General features: G+C 63.9%; 9 protein-coding genes and 1 tRNA gene. 3 read left to right on the top strand and 7 right to left on the bottom strand.

The features are described 5' to 3' along the window. Nucleotides 1-145 precede the first annotated feature (145 nt). Nucleotides 146-1,585: a Ppx/GppA phosphatase family protein gene (locus tag NKG99_RS16555; protein ID WP_502910956.1), complete on the bottom strand. Its 1,440-nt coding sequence runs from the start codon at nucleotides 1,583-1,585 to the stop codon at nucleotides 146-148. A gap of 301 nt (nucleotides 1,586-1,886) precedes the next feature. Here NKG99_RS16555 and NKG99_RS16550 point away from each other — a divergent pair, with 301 nt between their 5' ends. Both NKG99_RS16550 and NKG99_RS16545 read left to right on the top strand, forming a co-directional pair. Then, nucleotides 1,887-2,819: a lysylphosphatidylglycerol synthase domain-containing protein gene (locus NKG99_RS16550; RefSeq protein WP_352869549.1), complete on the top strand. Its 933-nt coding sequence runs from the start codon at nucleotides 1,887-1,889 to the stop codon at nucleotides 2,817-2,819. 172 nt (nucleotides 2,820-2,991) lie between these two features. Beyond that, nucleotides 2,992-3,065, top strand: a tRNA-Gln gene (locus NKG99_RS16545). Between the two features lie 413 nt (nucleotides 3,066-3,478). Here the strand turns inward: NKG99_RS16545 and NKG99_RS16540 are convergent. Both NKG99_RS16540 and NKG99_RS16535 read right to left on the bottom strand, forming a co-directional pair. After that, entirely contained in the window at nucleotides 3,479-3,769 is a 291-nt protein-coding gene (locus tag NKG99_RS16540) for a hypothetical protein (protein WP_352869548.1), read from the bottom strand. 438 nt (nucleotides 3,770-4,207) lie between these two features. Further along, nucleotides 4,208-4,894: a D-lyxose/D-mannose family sugar isomerase gene (locus NKG99_RS16535; RefSeq protein WP_352869546.1), complete on the bottom strand. Its 687-nt coding sequence runs from the start codon at nucleotides 4,892-4,894 to the stop codon at nucleotides 4,208-4,210. Between the two features lie 272 nt (nucleotides 4,895-5,166). Between NKG99_RS16535 and NKG99_RS16530 the strand changes: the two genes are divergently transcribed. Beyond that, nucleotides 5,167-6,225: a D-TA family PLP-dependent enzyme gene (locus NKG99_RS16530; RefSeq protein ID WP_352869558.1), complete on the top strand. Its 1,059-nt coding sequence runs from the start codon at nucleotides 5,167-5,169 to the stop codon at nucleotides 6,223-6,225. A 115-nt stretch (nucleotides 6,226-6,340) separates the two neighbouring features. On the opposite strand, the gene NKG99_RS16525 is transcribed toward NKG99_RS16530, so the two are convergent. The 4 genes from NKG99_RS16525 to NKG99_RS16510 all read right to left on the bottom strand — a co-directional run bounded on the left by NKG99_RS16525 (nucleotide 6,341) and on the right by NKG99_RS16510 (nucleotide 19,073). Next, a complete protein-coding gene (locus NKG99_RS16525) occupies nucleotides 6,341-7,135 on the bottom strand; it encodes a heme ABC transporter permease (protein WP_352869545.1) in 795 nt (264 codons plus the stop codon). A gap of 186 nt (nucleotides 7,136-7,321) precedes the next feature. Beyond that, nucleotides 7,322-9,103 carry a glucan ABC transporter ATP-binding protein/ permease gene (locus tag NKG99_RS16520; RefSeq protein ID WP_352869544.1) on the bottom strand — a complete coding sequence of 594 codons (1,782 nt, stop codon included), beginning with the start codon at nucleotides 9,101-9,103 and terminating at the stop codon, nucleotides 7,322-7,324. A gap of 511 nt (nucleotides 9,104-9,614) precedes the next feature. Next, a complete protein-coding gene (locus NKG99_RS16515; RefSeq protein ID WP_352869542.1) occupies nucleotides 9,615-18,218 on the bottom strand; it encodes a glycoside hydrolase family 94 protein in 8,604 nt (2,867 codons plus the stop codon). Nucleotides 18,219-18,485: 267 nt separating this feature from the next. Further along, nucleotides 18,486-19,073 (bottom strand): HutD/Ves family protein, encoded by a 588-nt coding sequence (locus NKG99_RS16510; RefSeq protein WP_352869540.1) that lies wholly within the window; start codon nucleotides 19,071-19,073, stop codon nucleotides 18,486-18,488. Between the last annotated feature and the right edge of the window lie 2 nt (nucleotides 19,074-19,075).

Below are 19,075 nucleotides of genomic sequence, written 5' to 3'. Positions count from 1 at the left end.
CCCGGGCGGTGGGTGGCCCTTTTTGCGCGGGTAAGGGTTTCGTTGACGGCTTCCCCCCTCGCCGCCGGTGCTGCCCAGGGCTTCGGGGTCTCGCTTCGCGCGACGGAGTGGGGGTCGACTGTTCACCAAAGCAACGCTTCCGGGATCATGCTCTGCCGCGCCCATCGTTGCGCCAGACACCGTCATCGGCCATCAGCTCGCTCAATATGCCCTCGCGCAGGCCCCGGTCGGCGACGCGCAGCCGCTCCGACGGCCACACCGCGCGGATCGCTTCGAGGATAGCACAGCCGGCCAGCACTAGATCGGCACGATCGGCGCCGATACAAGGGCTGGCGCAGCGCTGCTGGAAATCCCAGCCGACCAGTCGTTCGACCATGCGGTCGACGCTGTCGCGGTCCATCCACAGCCCGTCGACACGGCGGCGATCGTAGCGTTCGAGGTCAAGGTGAACGCCGGCCAGCGTCGTCACCGTTCCGGAAGTGCCGAGCAGATGGAAATTCGGGCTGGCCTTGAGATGGCTAAGCCGGTCGCGGCCGTCGAAGCTGGCCAGCCGGCCGGCGACGTCGTCGACCATGGCGGCAAAAATCTCGCGCGTCACCGTGCGGCCACCGAAACGCTCGGCCAGCGAGACGACGCCGACCGGCAGCGACGTCCACGACACGATATGGTTGGCGAGCCTCGGCGAGCGGCGGCCGGCGAGATCGATCAGCGCGATTTCGGAGGAGCCGCCGCCAATATCGAACAGCACGACGCCTTGCGTATCGCGCTCGACCAGCGAGCCGCAGCCGGACACCGCCAGCCGCGCTTCGGTCTGGCGATCGATGATCTCGAGCTTCAAGCCGGCTTCGCGTTCGACGCGGTCGAGGAACTCGACGCCATTGTCGGCCGTGCGGCAAGCTTCGGTGGCGATCAGCCGGGCCTTTCGGATCTTGCGGTTGCGCAATTTGTCGCCGCAGATCTTCAGCGCCTCGACCGCGCGGTCCATCGCCGGCTGGCCGAGCCTGCCATTGGCGGTGAGCCCCTCGCCCAGCCGGACGATGCGCGAAAAGGCGTCGATGACGCGGAACTGGCCATGCCGCGTCGGCACGGCAACCAGCAGCCGGCAATTGTTGGTGCCGAGGTCGAGGGCCGCAAAGACGGGAAGTTCGTGCATTGGCGCCCGGCGGGTGCCCTGTTCGAAGCGCGCCGGCGCAGCCGCGGGCGGGGCCACTGATTCCACGGGTCTGTGCGCCTCCGCCGCCGGGGCACTGGTTTTGACTGGCGCCGGCGATCGATTTTCCGTGGGACGCGCTTCGTCGCGCGCAAAAACCTTGCGCCCGCGCCTTCGCTTGCGCCGCTTCTTGGGCTTGCCTTTCTGGAGCGCGTCGCCCGCCTGCCCGTCGGCGGAGCGGGACTCCGTCGGGCGGCGTTGCTGCCAGCTGGCGGTCCTCGGGCCAGGTGACCCCAGGGAAGTGCTGGACACGCCCACCTCCGGCGCGCCGGCGCCGGTGTCGTGGTCTTCCACTGTCGTTCCTTCCGGCGCCGCGCGAACCGATGACGGACGCAGCAGGCGCTTCAGTGTTTTAAGTTGCCGCCAGACTAACAGTGCCGCGCCCGATCACCAAGAGCCGCGTGCCGAATTTTGCCGGCTGGGTCCGCAAACCGCCGTTCCGGCCCTGTCGCGTAATGTATCCGCAAGCCCGGATTGGCAGGTGCAACACCGCTGGCGTCTCGTTCAGCCGCTTGCACGAACAAAGCTGGCCGTTTGTCGCCGCGAAAAACGTTCGCGGTTGAATAGCCGGCTTCAATGAGGCATTTCTGAAATGGGCGGAAGAATCCGGCGCAGCCGGCCTCCCCCTATCACCAGCAGAAGAGGAAGCGGATCCGCAACGCATGGCAAGCAGGCAATGAACTGGAGACGCTATTTCTGGCCGGTCATCGGCATCGCGGCGGTGATCTTCTCGCTGGCGCTGCTCTGGCACGAACTGCGTGGCATTTCGCTCGACGATGTCTGGGACGGCATATCAGCCATTCCGGCCCGCGGCTGGATACTCGCCGCACTGTGTTCGGTCATCGCCTATGCCTCGCTCGCCGGCTACGACCACATCGCGCTCCTGCATATCGGCAAGCGCGTGTCATGGCTGTTCGTCACGCTCTGCTCCTTCACCACCTATGCGCTGTCGCACAACATTGGCGGATCGGTGTTCTCCGGCGCCGTCATCCGCTACCGCGCCTACGGCACCAGGGGCCTGACCGGGCAGGATGTCGGCGTGCTGGTGGCGGTCTGCTGGATCACCTTCGTGCTGTCGACGATTCTCGCCTCCGGCCTCGTATTGGTCTTCGAGCCCGAGATACTCGACCGGTTTTCCGGCATTGCCCATCACGGCCTGTCGGAGGCGGCGGGGGTCGCGATGCTGCTGCTGGTGGCCGCCTACATTTTCGGCAGTTGGCTGCACCTGCGCCCGCTGAAGATCGCCAGCTTCCAGTTGCACTATCCGGCGCTGCCGATCGTCGCGCGACAGCTGCTGATTGGCCCGATCGAACTGCTGGCGGCCGCCGCCATCATCTTCTTTGCCCTGCCCGAAGCCCACAATCCCGGCTATTTCGTCGTGCTGGGCGTCTTCCTCGTATCCTTCTCGATCGCGCAGATCTCGCACGCGCCGGGCGGCCTCGGCGTGTTCGAAGTCGTCTTCCTCGCCGGCCTCTCCGATATGGAACCCGTCGGCGTGCTGGCGGCGCTGCTGGTGTTCCGGCTGTTCTACCTGATCATTCCGTTGTTCCTCGGCCTGGGCATCGTGCTGTTCTTCGAGCGCTCGCAGTTCAGCCGGACAGAAAGCTGAGCACGAGATTGAACTCGGAGCCGACGCGACGTTCGAAACGCGGCATCTGAACTGGCTGACGAAACCTGCCGTTTGAAGCACTCAGCAGGCTTGACTATTTTCCGCTGGCGGCTACAAGGCAGCGCTCAAGCGGCTCAGCCGCTCGGCCCGCACGGTTCATGACCGCGCCTGCTGGGGAATAGGTTAACGGTAGACCCACGGACTCTGACTCCGTTAGTCCTGGTTCGAATCCAGGTTCCCCAGCCAACCGTTCTTCTAATGATATCAAGAGCTTAGGAAGATCGGTCCCGGCACAACCGTGTTGCAAGGGTTTTCCCGTTGTGTCACGCGCAAACCCTTGTATTCCGGGCATGTCCCGTCCTGTACCTTGTTGTCGGTGCAACATGACTGTAACACGGAATCGCTGATTTGTTCCTGCCATGTTCACGCTAAAAAGCCCGCCGCCGTGAGGCAGCGGGCGCTAGTTCGGGAGGAAATGAAACCGCGTCGCGGTCAAGGGGCGTCCCCTTTGCCCCTTGACGACGGTACGCCTCGCTTAGCTGGATAATAAGCTCGCGCCGGTTGCATCTCTGCATATTCAAGCTGCGTGACTTTTCTGCCACAAGATAAAGAAAGCCCCGCCACCAACGGCAGCGGACCAAATGGGATGGTCGCGTATGTCAGCGGTTGTGCTTCGTTACGAGGACGTAACCGCAGCGCTGGTTGACGTCGATCCGATAGCTGTCACCGTGAAGGCTCTGCATTTTCTCCATGATGATGCGAGCCAGCACTTCGACCTCTTCCACCGTTGATCTCGCCTGCGTCTCGGCATCGGTCGCTATGCGGTTGAAGACACCAAGGCTGTCGACACTGATCAGGATTCTTTTGAACAGATTCGGAAATCCGTAGCGGCTGTCACCAGACATTTCGGTCGCCCGATAATTGACGCCGAACGCAGCGGAATGCTTCACGCGGGTTTCGCTTCTTGGCTCGGTCGGCCTAGCGTAGGGAACGGAACATGATTTTATATTAAATTAGCAGGAATGCATAAAATAGCTTATCATTCGGACAGCCGGCACTGTCCCCCGTAAGCCGGTCAGGCTCGGCGCCAGTCCTCAAGACACCCCTCGACGCCGGGCCGCCGCTCTTAAGCCGCTGGCCAGGATGAGCGCGCGAGCGCGAGCGATATGATGTTGTCCCCTAAGGTGCGGCGCTGACCAGCATCCGAGCAATGTCCGGGCGCTGCACGGCTGGTGGAATTCCTGAAACGACGCGGCGAGAGTGAAGGGCTGCAGGCGAGCCTTGCCATGGCGCTGACCAGGGCGGACGTGCCGATCAGTTCATCCTGCCTGCGCGGGACGAGCGCAAGCTGCTGTCATTGAGGCGCCGGGCGGCGCCCGCTTTGCCTCTCAGCCCAGCCACTTCTCATAGTCGGACACCAGCAGATGCACGGGGGCGACATCCTCCTCGATATTGGAAAAGCGGCCGATCGGCTCGCGAAAGACGTTGTCGGTGAGATCGTCATTGACGGTCGACACCTCGCCGATCAGCACATCCTTGCCCTCGGCCCAGAAGGCATGCCAGACGCCGGGCAAAAGCGTGACGCTCTGGCCCGGGTCGAGCTTCAGGAGCCCGCCCGCCGGGAGCCTATGGATGGTTCCGTCGACAGGCACCGAGACCTCGGCCTTGGGATCGATACCGCCGTCGCGATCGTGCATGAACAGTTCCAGCACCAGCTTGCCGCCACCACGGTTGATGATGTCCTCGGCCTTGATGTTGTGGCGGTGCATCGGCGACAGCTGGTCCTTGCGCGAGATCATGATCTTCTCGGCATAGAGCATGCCCATGCCCTTCTTCATGTCCTCGTAGCGACCGTTGCGAACGGTGAACAGGAACAGGCCGAGCTCCTTGAACTTTTCCTGGCCGTAGTCGGTGATGTCCCAGCCGAGCCGCGAGGTAAACACGGCCGACGAGTCGACCTGCCGCGCCTTCGCCTCCTCGGGCGACCAATAGGCGAAGGGCGGCATGATGTAGCCGAACGAGCGGATGAAAGCGTCGGCTTCGCGGATGATATCGTTGATGGCGGAGCGTTTCATGATCATGGTCCTTCGTGTCGATTTGGTCAAAGCGTGTCGCGTCTGGTACGCGACGCGCTTTAGGGTTGTTAGCGCGCATGTCGTGATCCCAAAACCGCTGCACACTTTTGGGCGACATGCATTGGCAAATCGCATAGCCGAACCCCGATGCGGTGTCGATCCTGCCAGACCTTCCGACTCGAGCACATGGACCACAGATCGGTTCCGCTGGCCGCGTGACATCACGCTCGTTCGAGGCCATAACCCTGCGGATTTTCACAGGATGACAGATGATGCCGACCATCCATGATCTCGACACGCCATCGATCCTGATCGACGCCGCGCGCGCCGAAGCCAATATTGCCCGCGCGCAGGCCCATGCCGACAAGAACAGGCTGAAGCTCAGGCCGCATATCAAAACGCACAAATTGCCCTACTGGGCGAAGAAGCAGGTCGCGGCCGGCGCCGTCGGCATCACCTGCCAGAAGATCGGCGAAGCCGAGGTAATGGCCGATGCCGGGCTGACCGATATTTTTCTCCCTTACAACATTCTCGGGCGCGCCAAGTTGGAGCGGCTGAAGGCGCTGCATGGCCGCGTCACCCTGTCGGTGACAGCGGACAGTATGGAGACGCTGGAAGGGCTGGCGGCGACCTTCACCGATGCCGGTCATCGTTTGCAGGTGCTGGTCGAATGCGACACCGGCATGGGCCGCTGCGGCGTGCAAACGGCGGATGAAGCGGTTGCGCTGGCAAGACGGATCGACAGAGCCGGCGGCCTCGCCTTCGGTGGGCTGATGACCTACCCCGCCGCCGGCCGCGCCGCGGAGGCCGAAGCCTGGCTTGCCGACGCCAAGCAGACGCTTGCCGCGTCGGGTCTGGCCTGCGAACGCATCTCCAGCGGCGGCACGCCGGACATCTGGCGCTCCAGCGACGCATCGGTCGTCACGGAGTATCGCCCCGGCACCTACATCTATCTCGACCGCTACCAGGTCGCCAAAGGCGTCGGCAGCCTCGACGATTGCGCGCTGACGGTGCTGTCGACGGTGGTCAGCCATCCCACGGCAACGCGCGCCATCCTCGATGCCGGCAGCAAGGCGCTGTCCAGCGATACGCTGGGGCTCGTCGATTTCGGCGAACTGCTGGGCATTTCCGGAGCGCGGGTGACGGGCTTGAGCGAGGAGCATGGCACCGTCACGCTTTCGGGCGACGGCAGGCTGCGCATCGGCGAACGGGTGCGCGTCGTGCCAGACCATTGCTGCGTCGTCACCAATTTGTTCAACGAGGTCAATCTGATCGACGGCGACAAGGTGCTGGAAACGCTGCCGGTGGCGGCGCGCGGAAGGATGGGGTGAACTAGGAATCGCCTTCCCTTCTCCCCTTGTGGGAGAAGGTGGATCGGCGCGCGGCGCCGAGACGGATGACGGGTGTTCCAGCGGAGTGAGACGTTGGCGTTCCCTGGAACACCCCTCATCCGTCGCCTTCGGCGACACCTTCTCCCACAAGGGGAGACCGCTCAGCCTGCCGTGCCGCGACACGGCGCATGGCGATGACCCGGCGGCGGTGGATTTCGGTGCGCATCGCCATCAGGTGCAGCGCAAAGAACAGCACGGTGAAGCCGAGCGCCATCACCAGCAACGGCCATAGCAGGCTGGGATCGATGGTCGAGCCGCCCATGCGGAAAACCGAAGCCGGTTGGTGCAGCGTGTTCCACCAGTCGACCGAGAATTTGATGATCGGAATGTTGATGAAGCCGACCAGCGTGATGATGGCGGCGGCCCAGGCGGCGCGGCTCGCGTCATCGAGCGCGCGGGTCAGCGCGATGATGCCGAGATACATCAGGAACAGCACGAAGACCGAGGTCAACCGCGCGTCCCAGACCCACCAGGTGCCCCACATCGGCTTGCCCCAGATCGAACCGGTGATCAGCGCCAGCGCGGTGAAGACAGCGCCGATGGGTGCGGCCGATTTCAGCGCGACATCGGCCAGCGGATGCCGCCAGACGAGCGTGCCGAGCGCCGAGATCGCCATCAGCGTGTAGCACATCATGGCGAGCCAGGCGAAAGGCACGTGGATGTACATGATGCGAACGGTGATGCCCTGCTGGAAATCCTCGGGCGCGGCGAAGCTCATATAGAGCCCGACGGCGAGGATGAGTGCGGCGATGGACGCCAGCCACGGCACGATCCTGTCGGCCAGCCCGACGAAGCGCGTCGGGTTGGCAAGATCCATCCAGCCGGTCAGGCGTGAAGTCGTATCGATCATGCGGCTCTACATAGACCGCCGGCGCGTTCGGGGCAATCGAGCGGTGGTGTCGCAGGTCTTCTTACCCTCCCCCTTGTGGGGAGGGTCGCTGCGAAGCAGCGGGGTGGGGGAGCGGCGGTGGCGCCTGTACCCCCACCCGGACCTACGGTCCGACCTCCCCACAAGGGGGAGGTAGAAGAAAGAAGATCAGGCCGCTGCTTCCTGCTGTTGCAGCACGGTGCGGCTGAGGCGGCGAACCTCCTCGTCGTTGAGCAGGCCACCGGCGCGCAGCAGGCTGGCAAAGCGGCCATTGCGCAGCGACAGCTCGGTGAAGCCACCCATCTCGACCACCCTGCCCTTGTCCATGAATACGACCAGATCGGCGTCGCGGACGGTGGTCAGGCGGTGGGCGATGATGAAGGTGGTGCGGTCGCGCCGCAACTCGTCGATCGCTTCCTTGACGCGGTCCTCTGTCTCGACGTCGAGCGCGCTGGTCGCCTCGTCGAGCACCAGGATCGGCGCGTCCTTGAGCACGGCGCGGGCAATGGCGATGCGCTGACGCTCGCCGCCCGACAGCTGGCCGCCACGTTCGCCGACAAGCGTGTCGTAGCCATTGCTCTTGGACAGGATGAAGTCCTGCGCGGCAGCCGCGTTGGCGGCGGCATGGATCTCGTCGTTGCTCGCATCGGCGCGGCCAACGCGGATGTTGTCCTCGATCGAGCGATTGAGCAGGCCCGCATCCTGGAACACGGTGGCGATCGAATGACGCAGCGACTTGCGGGTCACGGTGCGGGTGTCGATGCCGTCGATCAGGATGCGGCCATGCGACGGCGAGAAGACACGCTGCAGCAGGTTGATGAGCGTCGTCTTGCCGGCGCCTGTCGGGCCGACGATGGCGACGGTCTGGCCGGCCTGGACCTCGAAGGAGACGTCGTCGATGCCATGGCCCGAATTGGCGAATTCGAAGCCGACATTCTCGAAGCGGACATGACCGGTGACATTGGCGAGATCACGCAAGCCGTCCGGCTCGGCGGCGTCGGCCGCGGAATCCTCAAGGTGGTAGAAGTCCTCGAGCTTGGCACGGGCCTCCGAAATCTGGTTGGCGAACGCCGACATCTGGTCGAGCCTGGCGATCAGCAGCGTGGCAAAGCCGGTGAAGGCGATGACGTCGCCGATGCGCAGCTGACCGTGGGTGACCAGATAGGCGCCGATCAACAGTACGACCATCATCGAGATCGTCGACGACAGGCGGTGCAGCGCATTGGCCATCGCCCACCAGTCGAGCACCGGGTTCTGGGCGTCGAGCAGGTTCTTGACATAGCGGCGCAGCGTATCGGCCTCGTGGCCGAGACGATTGTAGCTCTGCAGCACGGCAACGTTGCTGACTGAGTCGGTCACGTGCGCGAACACCTTGTGGTAGTGGCGCTCGACGGCGGCCTGACCCGCCTTGGTGCGCTTCATCACCAGCCGGCCGATGCCGACATAGAGCGCGCCGAGCGCCAGAAGCACCAGCGACATGCGCAGATCCATGCTGACCGCGGTCGGGATCAGCAGGAACAGCGCAACCACCGTCGACAGGTGCTGACGCATGAATTCGAGCCACAGGCTGAACAGCGTCTCGACCGCGCGAAGCAGGGTGTGCAGGGCGTTGGAGGTGCCGCGCTGGTGGTGCCAGGCAAGCGGCATGGTGATCACGCGCTCGAACGAGTCGCAAAGCACCTCGCTACGGCGCCTGTGGGCAAAGCGGTCCGCGCCACGCGCCACCAGGACGAATGCCACGATGTTGAAGGCGCCCAGGCCAGCCCATAGGGCAAGTGTCATAAACACCGAGCCGCGTTCTGAAATCGCGTCGATCACCCGTCCGAACATAATCGGCTCGAGAATGGCGATGATGGCGAGAGCCACGTTGGCCGAACAGATCAACGCGACGCGTTTCCTGTCCGCGGCGAGATATCCGAGCGCTCGCCAGTAGATTTGCAGAAGGGTCACCCCAGTTACTCCGCCATGCTGTTTATTGTGCACTGCATCATTTTGACTCGTACCGGTTGATACGTCGCAAAACAATGGCCGTGTACCTCTTCAGTTCCCTCGGAGCGAACAAAAGATGGCGACGTTCCGAAATCTGCCGTGATCACCTAACGGTTTGAGAAGACAGGTAAAATGTCAGGCATGCGGCGAAATCATGGCAGCTGGCGGGTGCTGCCATAATTTTAATCAGCAACAATGTCGGGCGGATGACTGGGGCCGAAATCGCCTTCTGCACAGTATAGGACAAAACTAAGCGGCCGCGCGCCCCTCCAGGCGACAGGAGCCCACGTCTCGCAGCTCGACGCGACTCCTATGGCGCCCTCAAGCCTTTGATTTCATGCGCTTCTCTGGGGCATGCCCTTCAGTCGGGCCGATGGCAACGCCGGGCGGCATGGCGCCTCTAATCCTGTCATCGTCCAAAAACCGCGCTCCCGGGCCCGGGCCTGAGAGCGCGCTTTTTAGGCAACATGCATCAGGCCGGGATCCTGACGACGACGTCGGTAACTTCGCCATCCTTCAGTTCGAGCGCCGAAGCCTTGGTCTTTGCCCCATTCACCTCCAGCGACACGGCCTTGGCCTTATTGTCGCGGATGACACGAACCTTGAGTTCCGCCCCCAGCATCTTGAGGGTCGCCGAATAGCCGTCCCAGTGACTGGGCAGTTTCGGCTTGAACTGGACGCGCTTGCCGCGCCGCTCGATGCCCAAAATGCCTTCGACCGCCGCCCTGTAGAGCCAGCCGGCGGAGCCCGTGTACCAGGTCCAGCCGCCACGGCCGCCCTTGCTGTTGCCGGCATTGTCGTCCCCGGCATAGATATCGGCCGCCACGACATAGGGCTCGACGCGATAGTGCTCGGCCGAGGCCTCGTCGGTCGCATGATTGACCGGGTTCAGCATCGAGAAACAGCGATAGGCCTCGTCGGTGCGCCCCATCTCGGCGAGCGCGATGACGAACCATGTGGCGGCGTGGGTGTACTGGCCGCCATTCTCGCGCACGCCGGGCGGATAGCTCTTGATGTAGCCTGGGTCCTTATCCGTCTTCGAGAAGGGCGGCGTGAACAGCTTGACGATCTTGAGCTTGTCGTCGACGAGCAGCTTCGTCGCCTGCTCCATCGCCGTCGTCGACCGTGCCGGATCGCCCTCTCCCGAAAGCACGCTCCAGGACTGGGCGATCGAGTCGATCTTGCACTCCCGCGAGGTCCGCGACCCCAGCGGGCTGCCGTCGTCGAAGCTGCCGCGCCGATACCATTCGCCGTCCCATGCCGTGCTTTCAAGCGCCCGCTTCAGCACATCGGCATGTTTCGCCCAGGCCTGCGCACGCTTGGCATCGCCCTCGGACTTGGCAACGGGGGCGAAGTCACCCAGAGTCTTCAACAGGAACCAGCCGAGCCAGACGCTCTCGCCCTTGCCCTGCCCGCCGACGCGGTTCATGCCGTCGTTCCAGTCGCCGCCAAGGATCAGCGGCAGGCCCGCGGGACTGCTGCGCTTGATGGCGAGGTCGAGCGCCCGCGCGCAATGGTCGTAGAGCGACGCCGTCTTCTTCGAAACCTCGGGAGTGAAGAAGGCATCGTGCTCGCCCTCGCCCAACGCCTGTCCGTCGATGAAGGGCGGTTGCTCCTTCAGGATGGTGGCATCGCCGGTGACCAGCAGATAGCGAGCCGTGGCGTGGGCCAGCCAGACCACGTCGTCGGAGATCAGCGTGCGCACGCCGGCGCCGGTGCGCGGCAGCCACCAGTGCTGCACGTCGCCTTCGGGGAACTGCCGCCGCGCCGCGTTGAGTATCTGGTCACGCGCCAGCTGCGGGTCATGCGCCAGCAACGCCAGCGTATCCTGCAGCTGGTCGCGGAAGCCGAAGGCACCGCTGGCCTGATAGAAGGCGGAGCGGGCGCGGATGCGACAGGCCAGGCTCTGATAGGGCAGCCAATGATTGACCATGGCGTCGAGCGACTTGTCCGGCGTCTCGACCTGGATGGTGTCGAGGAAGCCGCGCCACTCGCGCTCATTGTCGGCCAGACGCTGGTCGAAATCCTTGACCCGGTGCTCCCGCACCAAGGTGCTCGCCTCCTCGGCGGACTCGGCGTCACCGAGCAGCCAAAGCAGCGTCACGTCGCCGCCGGCCGGGATCTCGATGTCGCGGGCGATCGCCGCGCACGGATCATCGCCGGCCTCGACACGGTCCGATAGTGCGGCACCGCTCAGCACCGCCTGCGGAAGCTCGCTGGAGCCGTGCCGGCCCAGGAACTCCGAGCGATCTGATGTCACCGAGTGCACGCCGCCATCGGTGGCAAGGAAGGCCACCCGCTCGCTGAAATCGAGGCCGTAGGGGTTTTGCGCCAGCAACGCGCCGCTGGCAGCGTCCCGAGATGGAACGATGGTTGCCGCCGTGCGCGATCGATGCCCGCCGAGCACCCATTCGGCATAGGCATAGACACGCAGGCGCGCCGGCACCGAGCCGGAATTCTGAATACGCAGCCGCGAAATCTTCACCGGGTCTACCGGATCGACGACATGGGTGAGATCCATCGACAGCGGCCCGCGCTTCGCGCGGAAGGTCGAGAAACCCTGGCCATGCCAGGCCTCGTAGGTCATCGAGGGATCGCGCACCATGGCGGCGAGAGGCGAGAACGCCTTGCCGCTGGCCTGATCGTAAATATAGAGGCCCTCGCCCGGCCGGTTCGAGACCGGATCATTCGACCATGGCGTCAACTGGTAGTCGCGGCTGTTGCGGCTCCAGGTGAAGGCAGCCCCCTCGGCGGAGGTATGGAAGCCGAACGAGGCGTTGGAGACGACGTTGATCCATGGCTGCGGTGTGGTGCGCCGGCCAGCCAGGCGCACGACATAGTGCCGCCCGTCGCCGTCGAAACCGCCAAATCCATTCCACTGGCGGAGCCCGCTTCCATCGGCGCTGACATTAGCGATCGCCTGCGAGGTAAATGCTTGCATCGTGGGCGCCAGGGACGGCAGTTCACGCGGAACCGGCAATGCCGCCGGCAGCAGGGCGTCGCGGGCCTGCAGGGCCGCCGCCTCGGCCCGCTCGATCTGGTCGAAGATGGTGCCGTTGCGCGTGTGCAGGACGACGCGGGCGACAGCGAGTAGCGTCTTGTAGGTCGTCTCGTCCATGAGGTCGCGGCGCACCGCGAAAATGTGCTGGCGAGGTCCGAGCTCCTTGCCGCGCAAGCGGCTGTTTTCGCACAGCGTCTCGACCGCTCGCTGCAGGTCCTGGACATAGGAGGACGCCTGCTCGTTGACGACGACGAAATCGATCATCATGCCGCGGGTGCGCATGTATTCCTGGAAACGCAGCGCCTGGGCAACGATTTCGAGATCGGCGACATCGCCGATTCTGACCAGGAAGATCGGGAAATCTCCGGAAATGCTGGTCGGCCACAGGCTCGACTGCTTGCCCAGCCCCGTGGTGATGGATTCGGCCGGAAGACGCAGGAACGGATCCGGATAGATCAGATAGCGCGCCAGCTTCTGCACATTGGCGGCATCGGTCAGGCTGAGGCCCATATGACGCGTCTGGACCTGGCTGCGCGTCCAGGCGAGCATGGCCTGGCGGGCAAAACTTTCGGGATGATCGAGCCGGGCGATAGCCTCGTCCAGTTCGGCACGCCCGGCGCCGACCACGGTCCAGAAGGTCAACGATATCTTCTTGTTGGCCGGCACGCGCACTTGCCGGCGCAGCGAGGCGACGGGATCGAGCGTGAAGCCTGAATGGCCGCCGAGCCTGGCGCCCGGATCGAACGCGGCTGCGTCGACGATGGTACGGCCTCGGCCGATGAAGGCGCGCCTGTCGGTCTCGGCCTCGGCGTCGCGCGCCGATCCGGACGGATCGGTGACGAAATGCACCATGGCGATATCCGGCTCGCTGGTCTCGCGCTTGCGCCGTGTGGCGAAGATCGCCGCGTTATTCGTAGAGATTTCGGTTTCCACGAACATCTTCGAGAACGCCGGATGCGCGTAATCAGATGCTTCCAGGCCGAGCACCAGTTCGGCAAAGGAGGTTACTTCAATGCGACGGTCGGATGGGCCGTCATTGTAGAGCGTGACCCGACGACCCTCGCCATTGCCTTCCGAAATGACGATACATTCGACCTCGGAGCGCAACGTGCCCACCGATTTGACGAAGCTCGCCTTGTCGTCGGAGAACAAGGTCTGCGCCGTTTCCTCGGCCGCGCGCTTCGGCTCCGATGTCGCCGACCACCAGTCGCCGGTATCGGCGTCTCGCAGGAAGATGTAGGAGCCAAGCCGGTCCTCGGTCGGGTCCGGCTGCCAGCGGGTGACGGCGAGATCGCCCCAGCGGCTGTAGCCCGAGCCGGTCGCCGTGACCATCACCGAATAACGGCCGTTCGACATGACGTTGGTCGAGCGCAGCGATTGCAGCGGGTTGAGCACGATGCGGGTGTCGGGGCTCTCGATCTCGGTCTCGTCCTTGGAGCGTTCGTCGGCCTCGGTCCTGACGGTCGCGGTCGGAATGTCGCGTGGCGCTCGCTCCTGCAGCAGCAATTCGGCCGATTCGATGACCGGATCGCTGTGGAAGCGGTCGCGCATGCGACCTTCGAAAATGGCGTCGGCGACCGCCACGATCGACATGCCCGAATGGTGCGCCATGTAGTTCTGCACGACGACATGGTCGGTGCCTTCCGGCACGCGCTGCGGCGTGAAGTCGACGGCGTCGTAGTAACCGTGGCGGCCTAGTGCGCCGACTTCCCTGAGGCGGGCGAGATTCTGCACGGCTTCGCGCGGGTTGAACTGTGCCGCGAGTATCGTGGCGTAAGGCGCGATCACCGTGTTCTGGCCAAGGCCGCGCTTCAGCCCGAGCCCAGGCACGCCGAAATTGGTGTACTGGTAGGTCAGTTCCCGGTCGCGGGCATTGTAGGCCGCTTCCGAAATGCCCCACGGCACGTTCTTCTGGCGGCCATACTGGATCTGGCGCTTGATGATCAGCTTGCTGGTTTGGTTGAGAATGCTGCCTTGCGGCTCCTTCATCACCAGCGGCGGCATCAAATATTCGAACATCGAGCCGGACCAGGACATCAGCGCGCCCTGGAAACCGATCTCGACGATCGGCCGGCCGAGCCGGAACCAGTGCTCGGTCGGCAGGTCACCCTTGGCGATGGCGAACAGGCTGGTCAGCCGCGCCTCGGAAGCCAGAAGGTCGTAGCAGCTTTCATCGAGCTGGTGTTCCTCGACCCGGTAGCCGATCGACAGCAGCTTGCGTTCCGGCCGCATCAGGAATGAGAAATCCATCTCGAAGGCGAAGCGGCGCGTGCGCTCGCGCAAGGTGAGCAGCTTGGCACGCAGCGCCTCGACGGCGTTGTCGTCGCTGTGCGCGTCAAGGACGTGGGCTTCGCAGGTGGCTTCCAGCCTTGCCGCCCAGTCGACGATGACGTCGCTCTGGGGCGATGCCGCCTCGGTGTGGATGGCGGTGGCAAGCTTGCGGATCTCGCCGGCCAGGACAGCGAGGTTGATGGTGCGGATCGACGCCATTTCCGGCTGCGCCTTGATGGTGTCGACCGCGCGCCGCATGCCGTCGAGACGGTCGGCGAGGCGCTGGCGCAGGGGGCGCAGCTGACGACGGTCGTCGGGCAGCTCATCGAGGCTTTCGCCGAGGATGGTGACGGTGTCGAGAATGCCTTCGAAATCGCCCTGAAGATGGACGGAGGGCGCTTCCGCCCATTCGGCGCAGGCTGCCGCCACCGCCACCAGATGGCCGGCAAGATTGCCGCTGTCGACAGCCGAGATGTAGAGCGGGTAGAGCGGCTTCAGCGTCGTCGTGTCATACCAGTTGAAGAGGTGGCCGCGGTCGCGCGGCATGCCCTCGATCGTCGACATGGTGGCGTCGATGCGGGTGATGGCGTCGGACAGGCTGATCCAGCCGAAATCGCGAGCGGAGACGACGGACAGCAGGTAGACGCCGATATTGGTCGGCGAGGTGCGCGGCGCCACCACCGGCGCCGGGCTTTCCTGGAAATTGTCCGGCGGCAGATGGTGATGCTCCGATGTCACGAAGCTTTCGAAATAGTGCCATGTGCGCCGCGCCACCGTGCGCAACGTATGGATGTCGGCCTGCGATATGCGCAGACGATCCTCGGTTTCAGCCGAACGGCTGATCCAGCTGGCGATGGCGGGCGAGCCAATCCAGAACAGGGCGAAGAAGAAGGCAACGAAGGCGCCGGTCGAATCGGCCAGCACCGGAATGGCAAGGCCGACGAAGCCGATGATCACGGCGCCATACATCATGCCGTAATACGATCCGACATCATTGTCGCCCGCCTTGTGCGCCTGCGAGGCGGTGCGCCATTCCAAAAGGTTCTGGCGGCTGACGAACAGCCGGTAGAGCGTGCGGACAATGGCGTCGCCCATCATCCAGGCGTTGTGCGCCATCAGCACGATCTTCAGCGCCACCATGGCGGTGCCGAAGGCCACGTCGCGTGCCAGGGCCGAGAAATGGCCGCGCGGCGTCTGGTCGCCACTCTTGGGCAGAATGGCGTTGACGATGTCGAATGTCGGCGCCATGAACAGGCTGAGGATCAGCAGGGCCTGCCATTGCGCGGCCTGCGTGAAGGGCAGCAGCGTCCAGCCGGCGATCGCCGCCATCACCCAGAAGATCGGCGTCAGCGAGCGGCGCAGATTGTCGATCATCTTCCAGCGCGACAGAGCCGGCACGCCGGAGCGCGGATCGAGCATGAAGCCGAGGAGCTGCCAGTCGCCGCGTGCCCAGCGATGGTGGCGCGAGGCATCGACCGAGTAGCGCGTCGGATAGTCTTCGACCAGTTCGACGTCGGTGACCAGCGCCGCGCGCGCCAGCGCGCCTTCCAGCAGATCGTGGCTGAGGATGGTATTTTCATCGATGCGGCCCTGCAACGCCGCCTCGAAGGCATCGACATGGTAGAGGCCCTTGCCGGTGAAGGAACCGTCGCCGAAGACGTCCTGATAGAGATCGGACACGGCAAAGACATAGGGGTCGAGGCCGCGATTGGCCGAGAAGACCCGCTGGAAAAACGACGCGTCGTCGCCGCTGGTCAGCGACGCGGTGATGCGCGGCTGCAGGATCGCGTAGCCGGCGGTGACGAGGCGCTTGCTGGCATCGAAATGCGGGCGATTGAGCGGGTGGCAAAGCTTGCCGACCAAGGTCGCGACCGCGTCGCGGGTGGTGCGCGTGTCGGCATCGAGCGTCATCACATGGACGACGCTCTCCGGCAGCGGCACGTCGAGCGGCAAGAACGTGGTGTCGCTGTCGCCGCGCAGCAGAAGGTCGAGCTCGTGCAGCTTGCCGCGCTTGCGCTCCCAGCCCATCCAGAACCCTTGAGCCGCATTGAACAGCCGGCGCCGGTGCAGGATGTAGAAACGCGGCGCGCCTTCGGAGGGATAGCGGTCGTTGAGACGGGCGATCTCGGCGCGGGCGAATTCGAGGATTTCAGTATCCGCCGCATCGACCTCGGTCTTGCTGTCGGGCCAGTCAGACAGCAGCGCGAAATGGATTTCATCGGCCGTGTTGGCGAGATGATGCACCTCGATATTGCGAATGTTCTCCTCGACATCGTCGCGCGAGCCGATCAGCGACGGCACCACCACCAGCGTGCGCGCCTCGGGCGGTACGCCGTGCCTGTAATCGTAGCCGACGAGGCGCGTCGGTTTGAGGAACAGCGATACGACAGTATTGAAGAAGGCGAGCGCGCCCTCGCTGGCCGGCACGGCAAACAGCGCCAGCATCAGGACGATCGACGGCACCGACAGACCAAGATTGGTGAGTGCGTTGCCGGAGAGGACGAGAAGCAGGGCCGTCAGCGCAAACACCGGTACGACGATGCCAAGCCACCCGGTCTTGCGGAAGCTGCGTTTGACCGTCTGGCTGATGGTCGGCCGATAGCCGATCGCCTTCTCCAGCTCCAGCCGGCGCGGTCCGACGAGAAAGAACCCGACATCGGTATGGGCGGATGCGGCAGGGACGGCATTGGCTATATCATCGCCCGACATGGTCTCGCCGGCGGCGTGGCCGGCCAGCTCGATGGCCTTTTCGGCGACGCGATATTCCGAAAGGCCCGAACGGCGCGCCAGTTCCTCGATCGCGGTCCGGTATTGATCACGCGAGAAGAAGTCGAGCGCGGAGAAATCGGTGCGCTCGCGCAGCACGGTGTCGATGCGGCTGACGCCTTCGAACCACACGGTCCAGTCGATGTCGTTGATGAGGCGCAGACCGCGGATGATGTTGCCCGTCGTCACATTGCCGCTGGACAGCGTGTGATGTTCGGAAATGATGATTTCCTCGGCGTCGGAGCCGGCCTTTTCGAGTTCGCTTTCCAGCCATTCCAGGGCCTTGCCCGCATTCTGCGATCCATCGCGCAGACGGTAGAGCAGCTGGGTGGCGAAGGTGGTGTCCTGCGCATGGGCGCTGAAGTTGGACAGGATCGCTTGCCGGTCGGCACTGTCGTCGGTGGCCAGAACCTTGTCCGCCACATCATTGGCGATCTGGCGCATCTGACGGGTGCGGTTGACCCTGACCGCCAGCCGGCGGAGATTTTCAATCAGGACGAAGCGCAACAGGGAAGGCAGCGCCCAGAGTTCGCCGATCTTCAGCGGCTCGACCGATTGAAAACCCTGGACGATTGCCTTGAACATCGTCGCCGAGACGGAACTGTCCGAATGCGCCACATAGGTCCAGGCCAGCGCCAGCGCGCGCGGAACGCTACCGTTATCCGGCAGTTTCAGGGTCGGCAGCTGGCGATAGAAGCGGCGCGGCAGATCGCGCTTGACCTGGAAAATAGTCTCTTCGACCAGATAATTGTTGTCGAGCAGCCACTGAGCCGACGGCGTGATCGTCTCGCCCCTCGCCTGCGCCGCATTCGTCGACCGGTAGACTTCCAAAATCTTCTTGGCACTGTCACGGACACGGGCTTGAAAATCGAAAGGCGTCAGGCCGAACAAATCCGTGAGGTCGCCTTTTGCCAGCCTTTCACCGAGCAGCCGAAGGCGCTCTTCAGGCAGGTAATTGGAGCGGATCGGCTCTTCGGTGATGGCCGGGAAGCTCGCGCTTGTCTTCTCTATTTGGGCAGGGGTCGTCTGAATATTCATTGAAAATTCCGTAAGCGGGGCAGTCAGCGGCGTCACCGCCACGGCAATGGCCCTAAAACCGATTCAAATGCAATTGGTTGCATAAACCCCATTTGCCGAAAGTTTGTTTCCGCACCACGACAGGGCGTCATCTCAGCGAAAAACAACGACGAGCGCCCCTCTTCCCGTCGGGATCGATCGACGGAAAGGATTCGGGCTTTTTCGTGATGCCCGCCGTCAGCTTACGCTATAATTCGTCGGCATCGCGATCATGTTTGGAAACAGGCGTTAACCGTTGTCGGAAATGCCGCCGATCCGGATCACGAACAGTGTCGTGGCGTGGGCAGGCTGGACAAGCACGCCAGCGGTGCTCGGGTCCGTTACCAGCGTGTCCAAAGCTCCGAGGAGAACCGATCCGATGTCGCCCACGGTGATGTCCCCGTCCAGGCATAGGATCAGGGTCGTCCTCGCCTCGGTCCTGATTTCCACGGGAGCCGAAACGACCAGGCGTTCGACCGAATGCGTCATCCGGCTTCTGCGGGTCATGACATTGAGATCGGTGATCGGCCCGCCGATCAGCGTGGCCGAGGTCTGCACGTCGGCCGGGAAGGAAAACAGGGCGGTCGCCCTGTTTATGGATGTCGGCGGATAACCGGCAATCTCGAGGACGATGCCCTCGCCTTCGAGCACGGCAAGGGTGCGATCGATACCGGCAAACTGCGAGAACGGGCCGCTCGATTCGACGCGCGCCATCGAGACGCGCCAGTCGAAGTCGTCGAGCCCGGCGCCAGTCGGCGAAACGGCGATCTCGGTCGTCACGCCGCCGCCGTTCTTCCACGGCATCGACCGGTATTCGGCTGCACGCAGGATGCGCATCG

Source organism: Mesorhizobium sp. M1409 (assembly GCF_040317535.1).
Classification (GTDB): Bacteria; Pseudomonadota; Alphaproteobacteria; order Rhizobiales; family Rhizobiaceae; genus Mesorhizobium.
This window is presented reverse-complemented; position numbering and strand designations above follow the sequence as displayed.

Coding starts and splice junctions, on each gene's coding strand:
- NKG99_RS16515 (WP_352869542.1), bottom strand. CDS start 18,218: ATGAATATTCAGACGACCCCTGCCCAAATAGAGAAGACAAGCGCGAGC.
- NKG99_RS16535 (WP_352869546.1), bottom strand. CDS start 4,894: ATGAAACGCTCCGCCATCAACGATATCATCCGCGAAGCCGACGCTTTC.
- NKG99_RS16510 (WP_352869540.1), bottom strand. CDS start 19,073: ATGCGCATCCTGCGTGCAGCCGAATACCGGTCGATGCCGTGGAAGAAC.
- NKG99_RS16550 (WP_352869549.1), top strand. CDS start 1,887: ATGAACTGGAGACGCTATTTCTGGCCGGTCATCGGCATCGCGGCGGTG.
- NKG99_RS16525 (WP_352869545.1), bottom strand. CDS start 7,135: ATGATCGATACGACTTCACGCCTGACCGGCTGGATGGATCTTGCCAAC.
- NKG99_RS16530 (WP_352869558.1), top strand. CDS start 5,167: ATGCCGACCATCCATGATCTCGACACGCCATCGATCCTGATCGACGCC.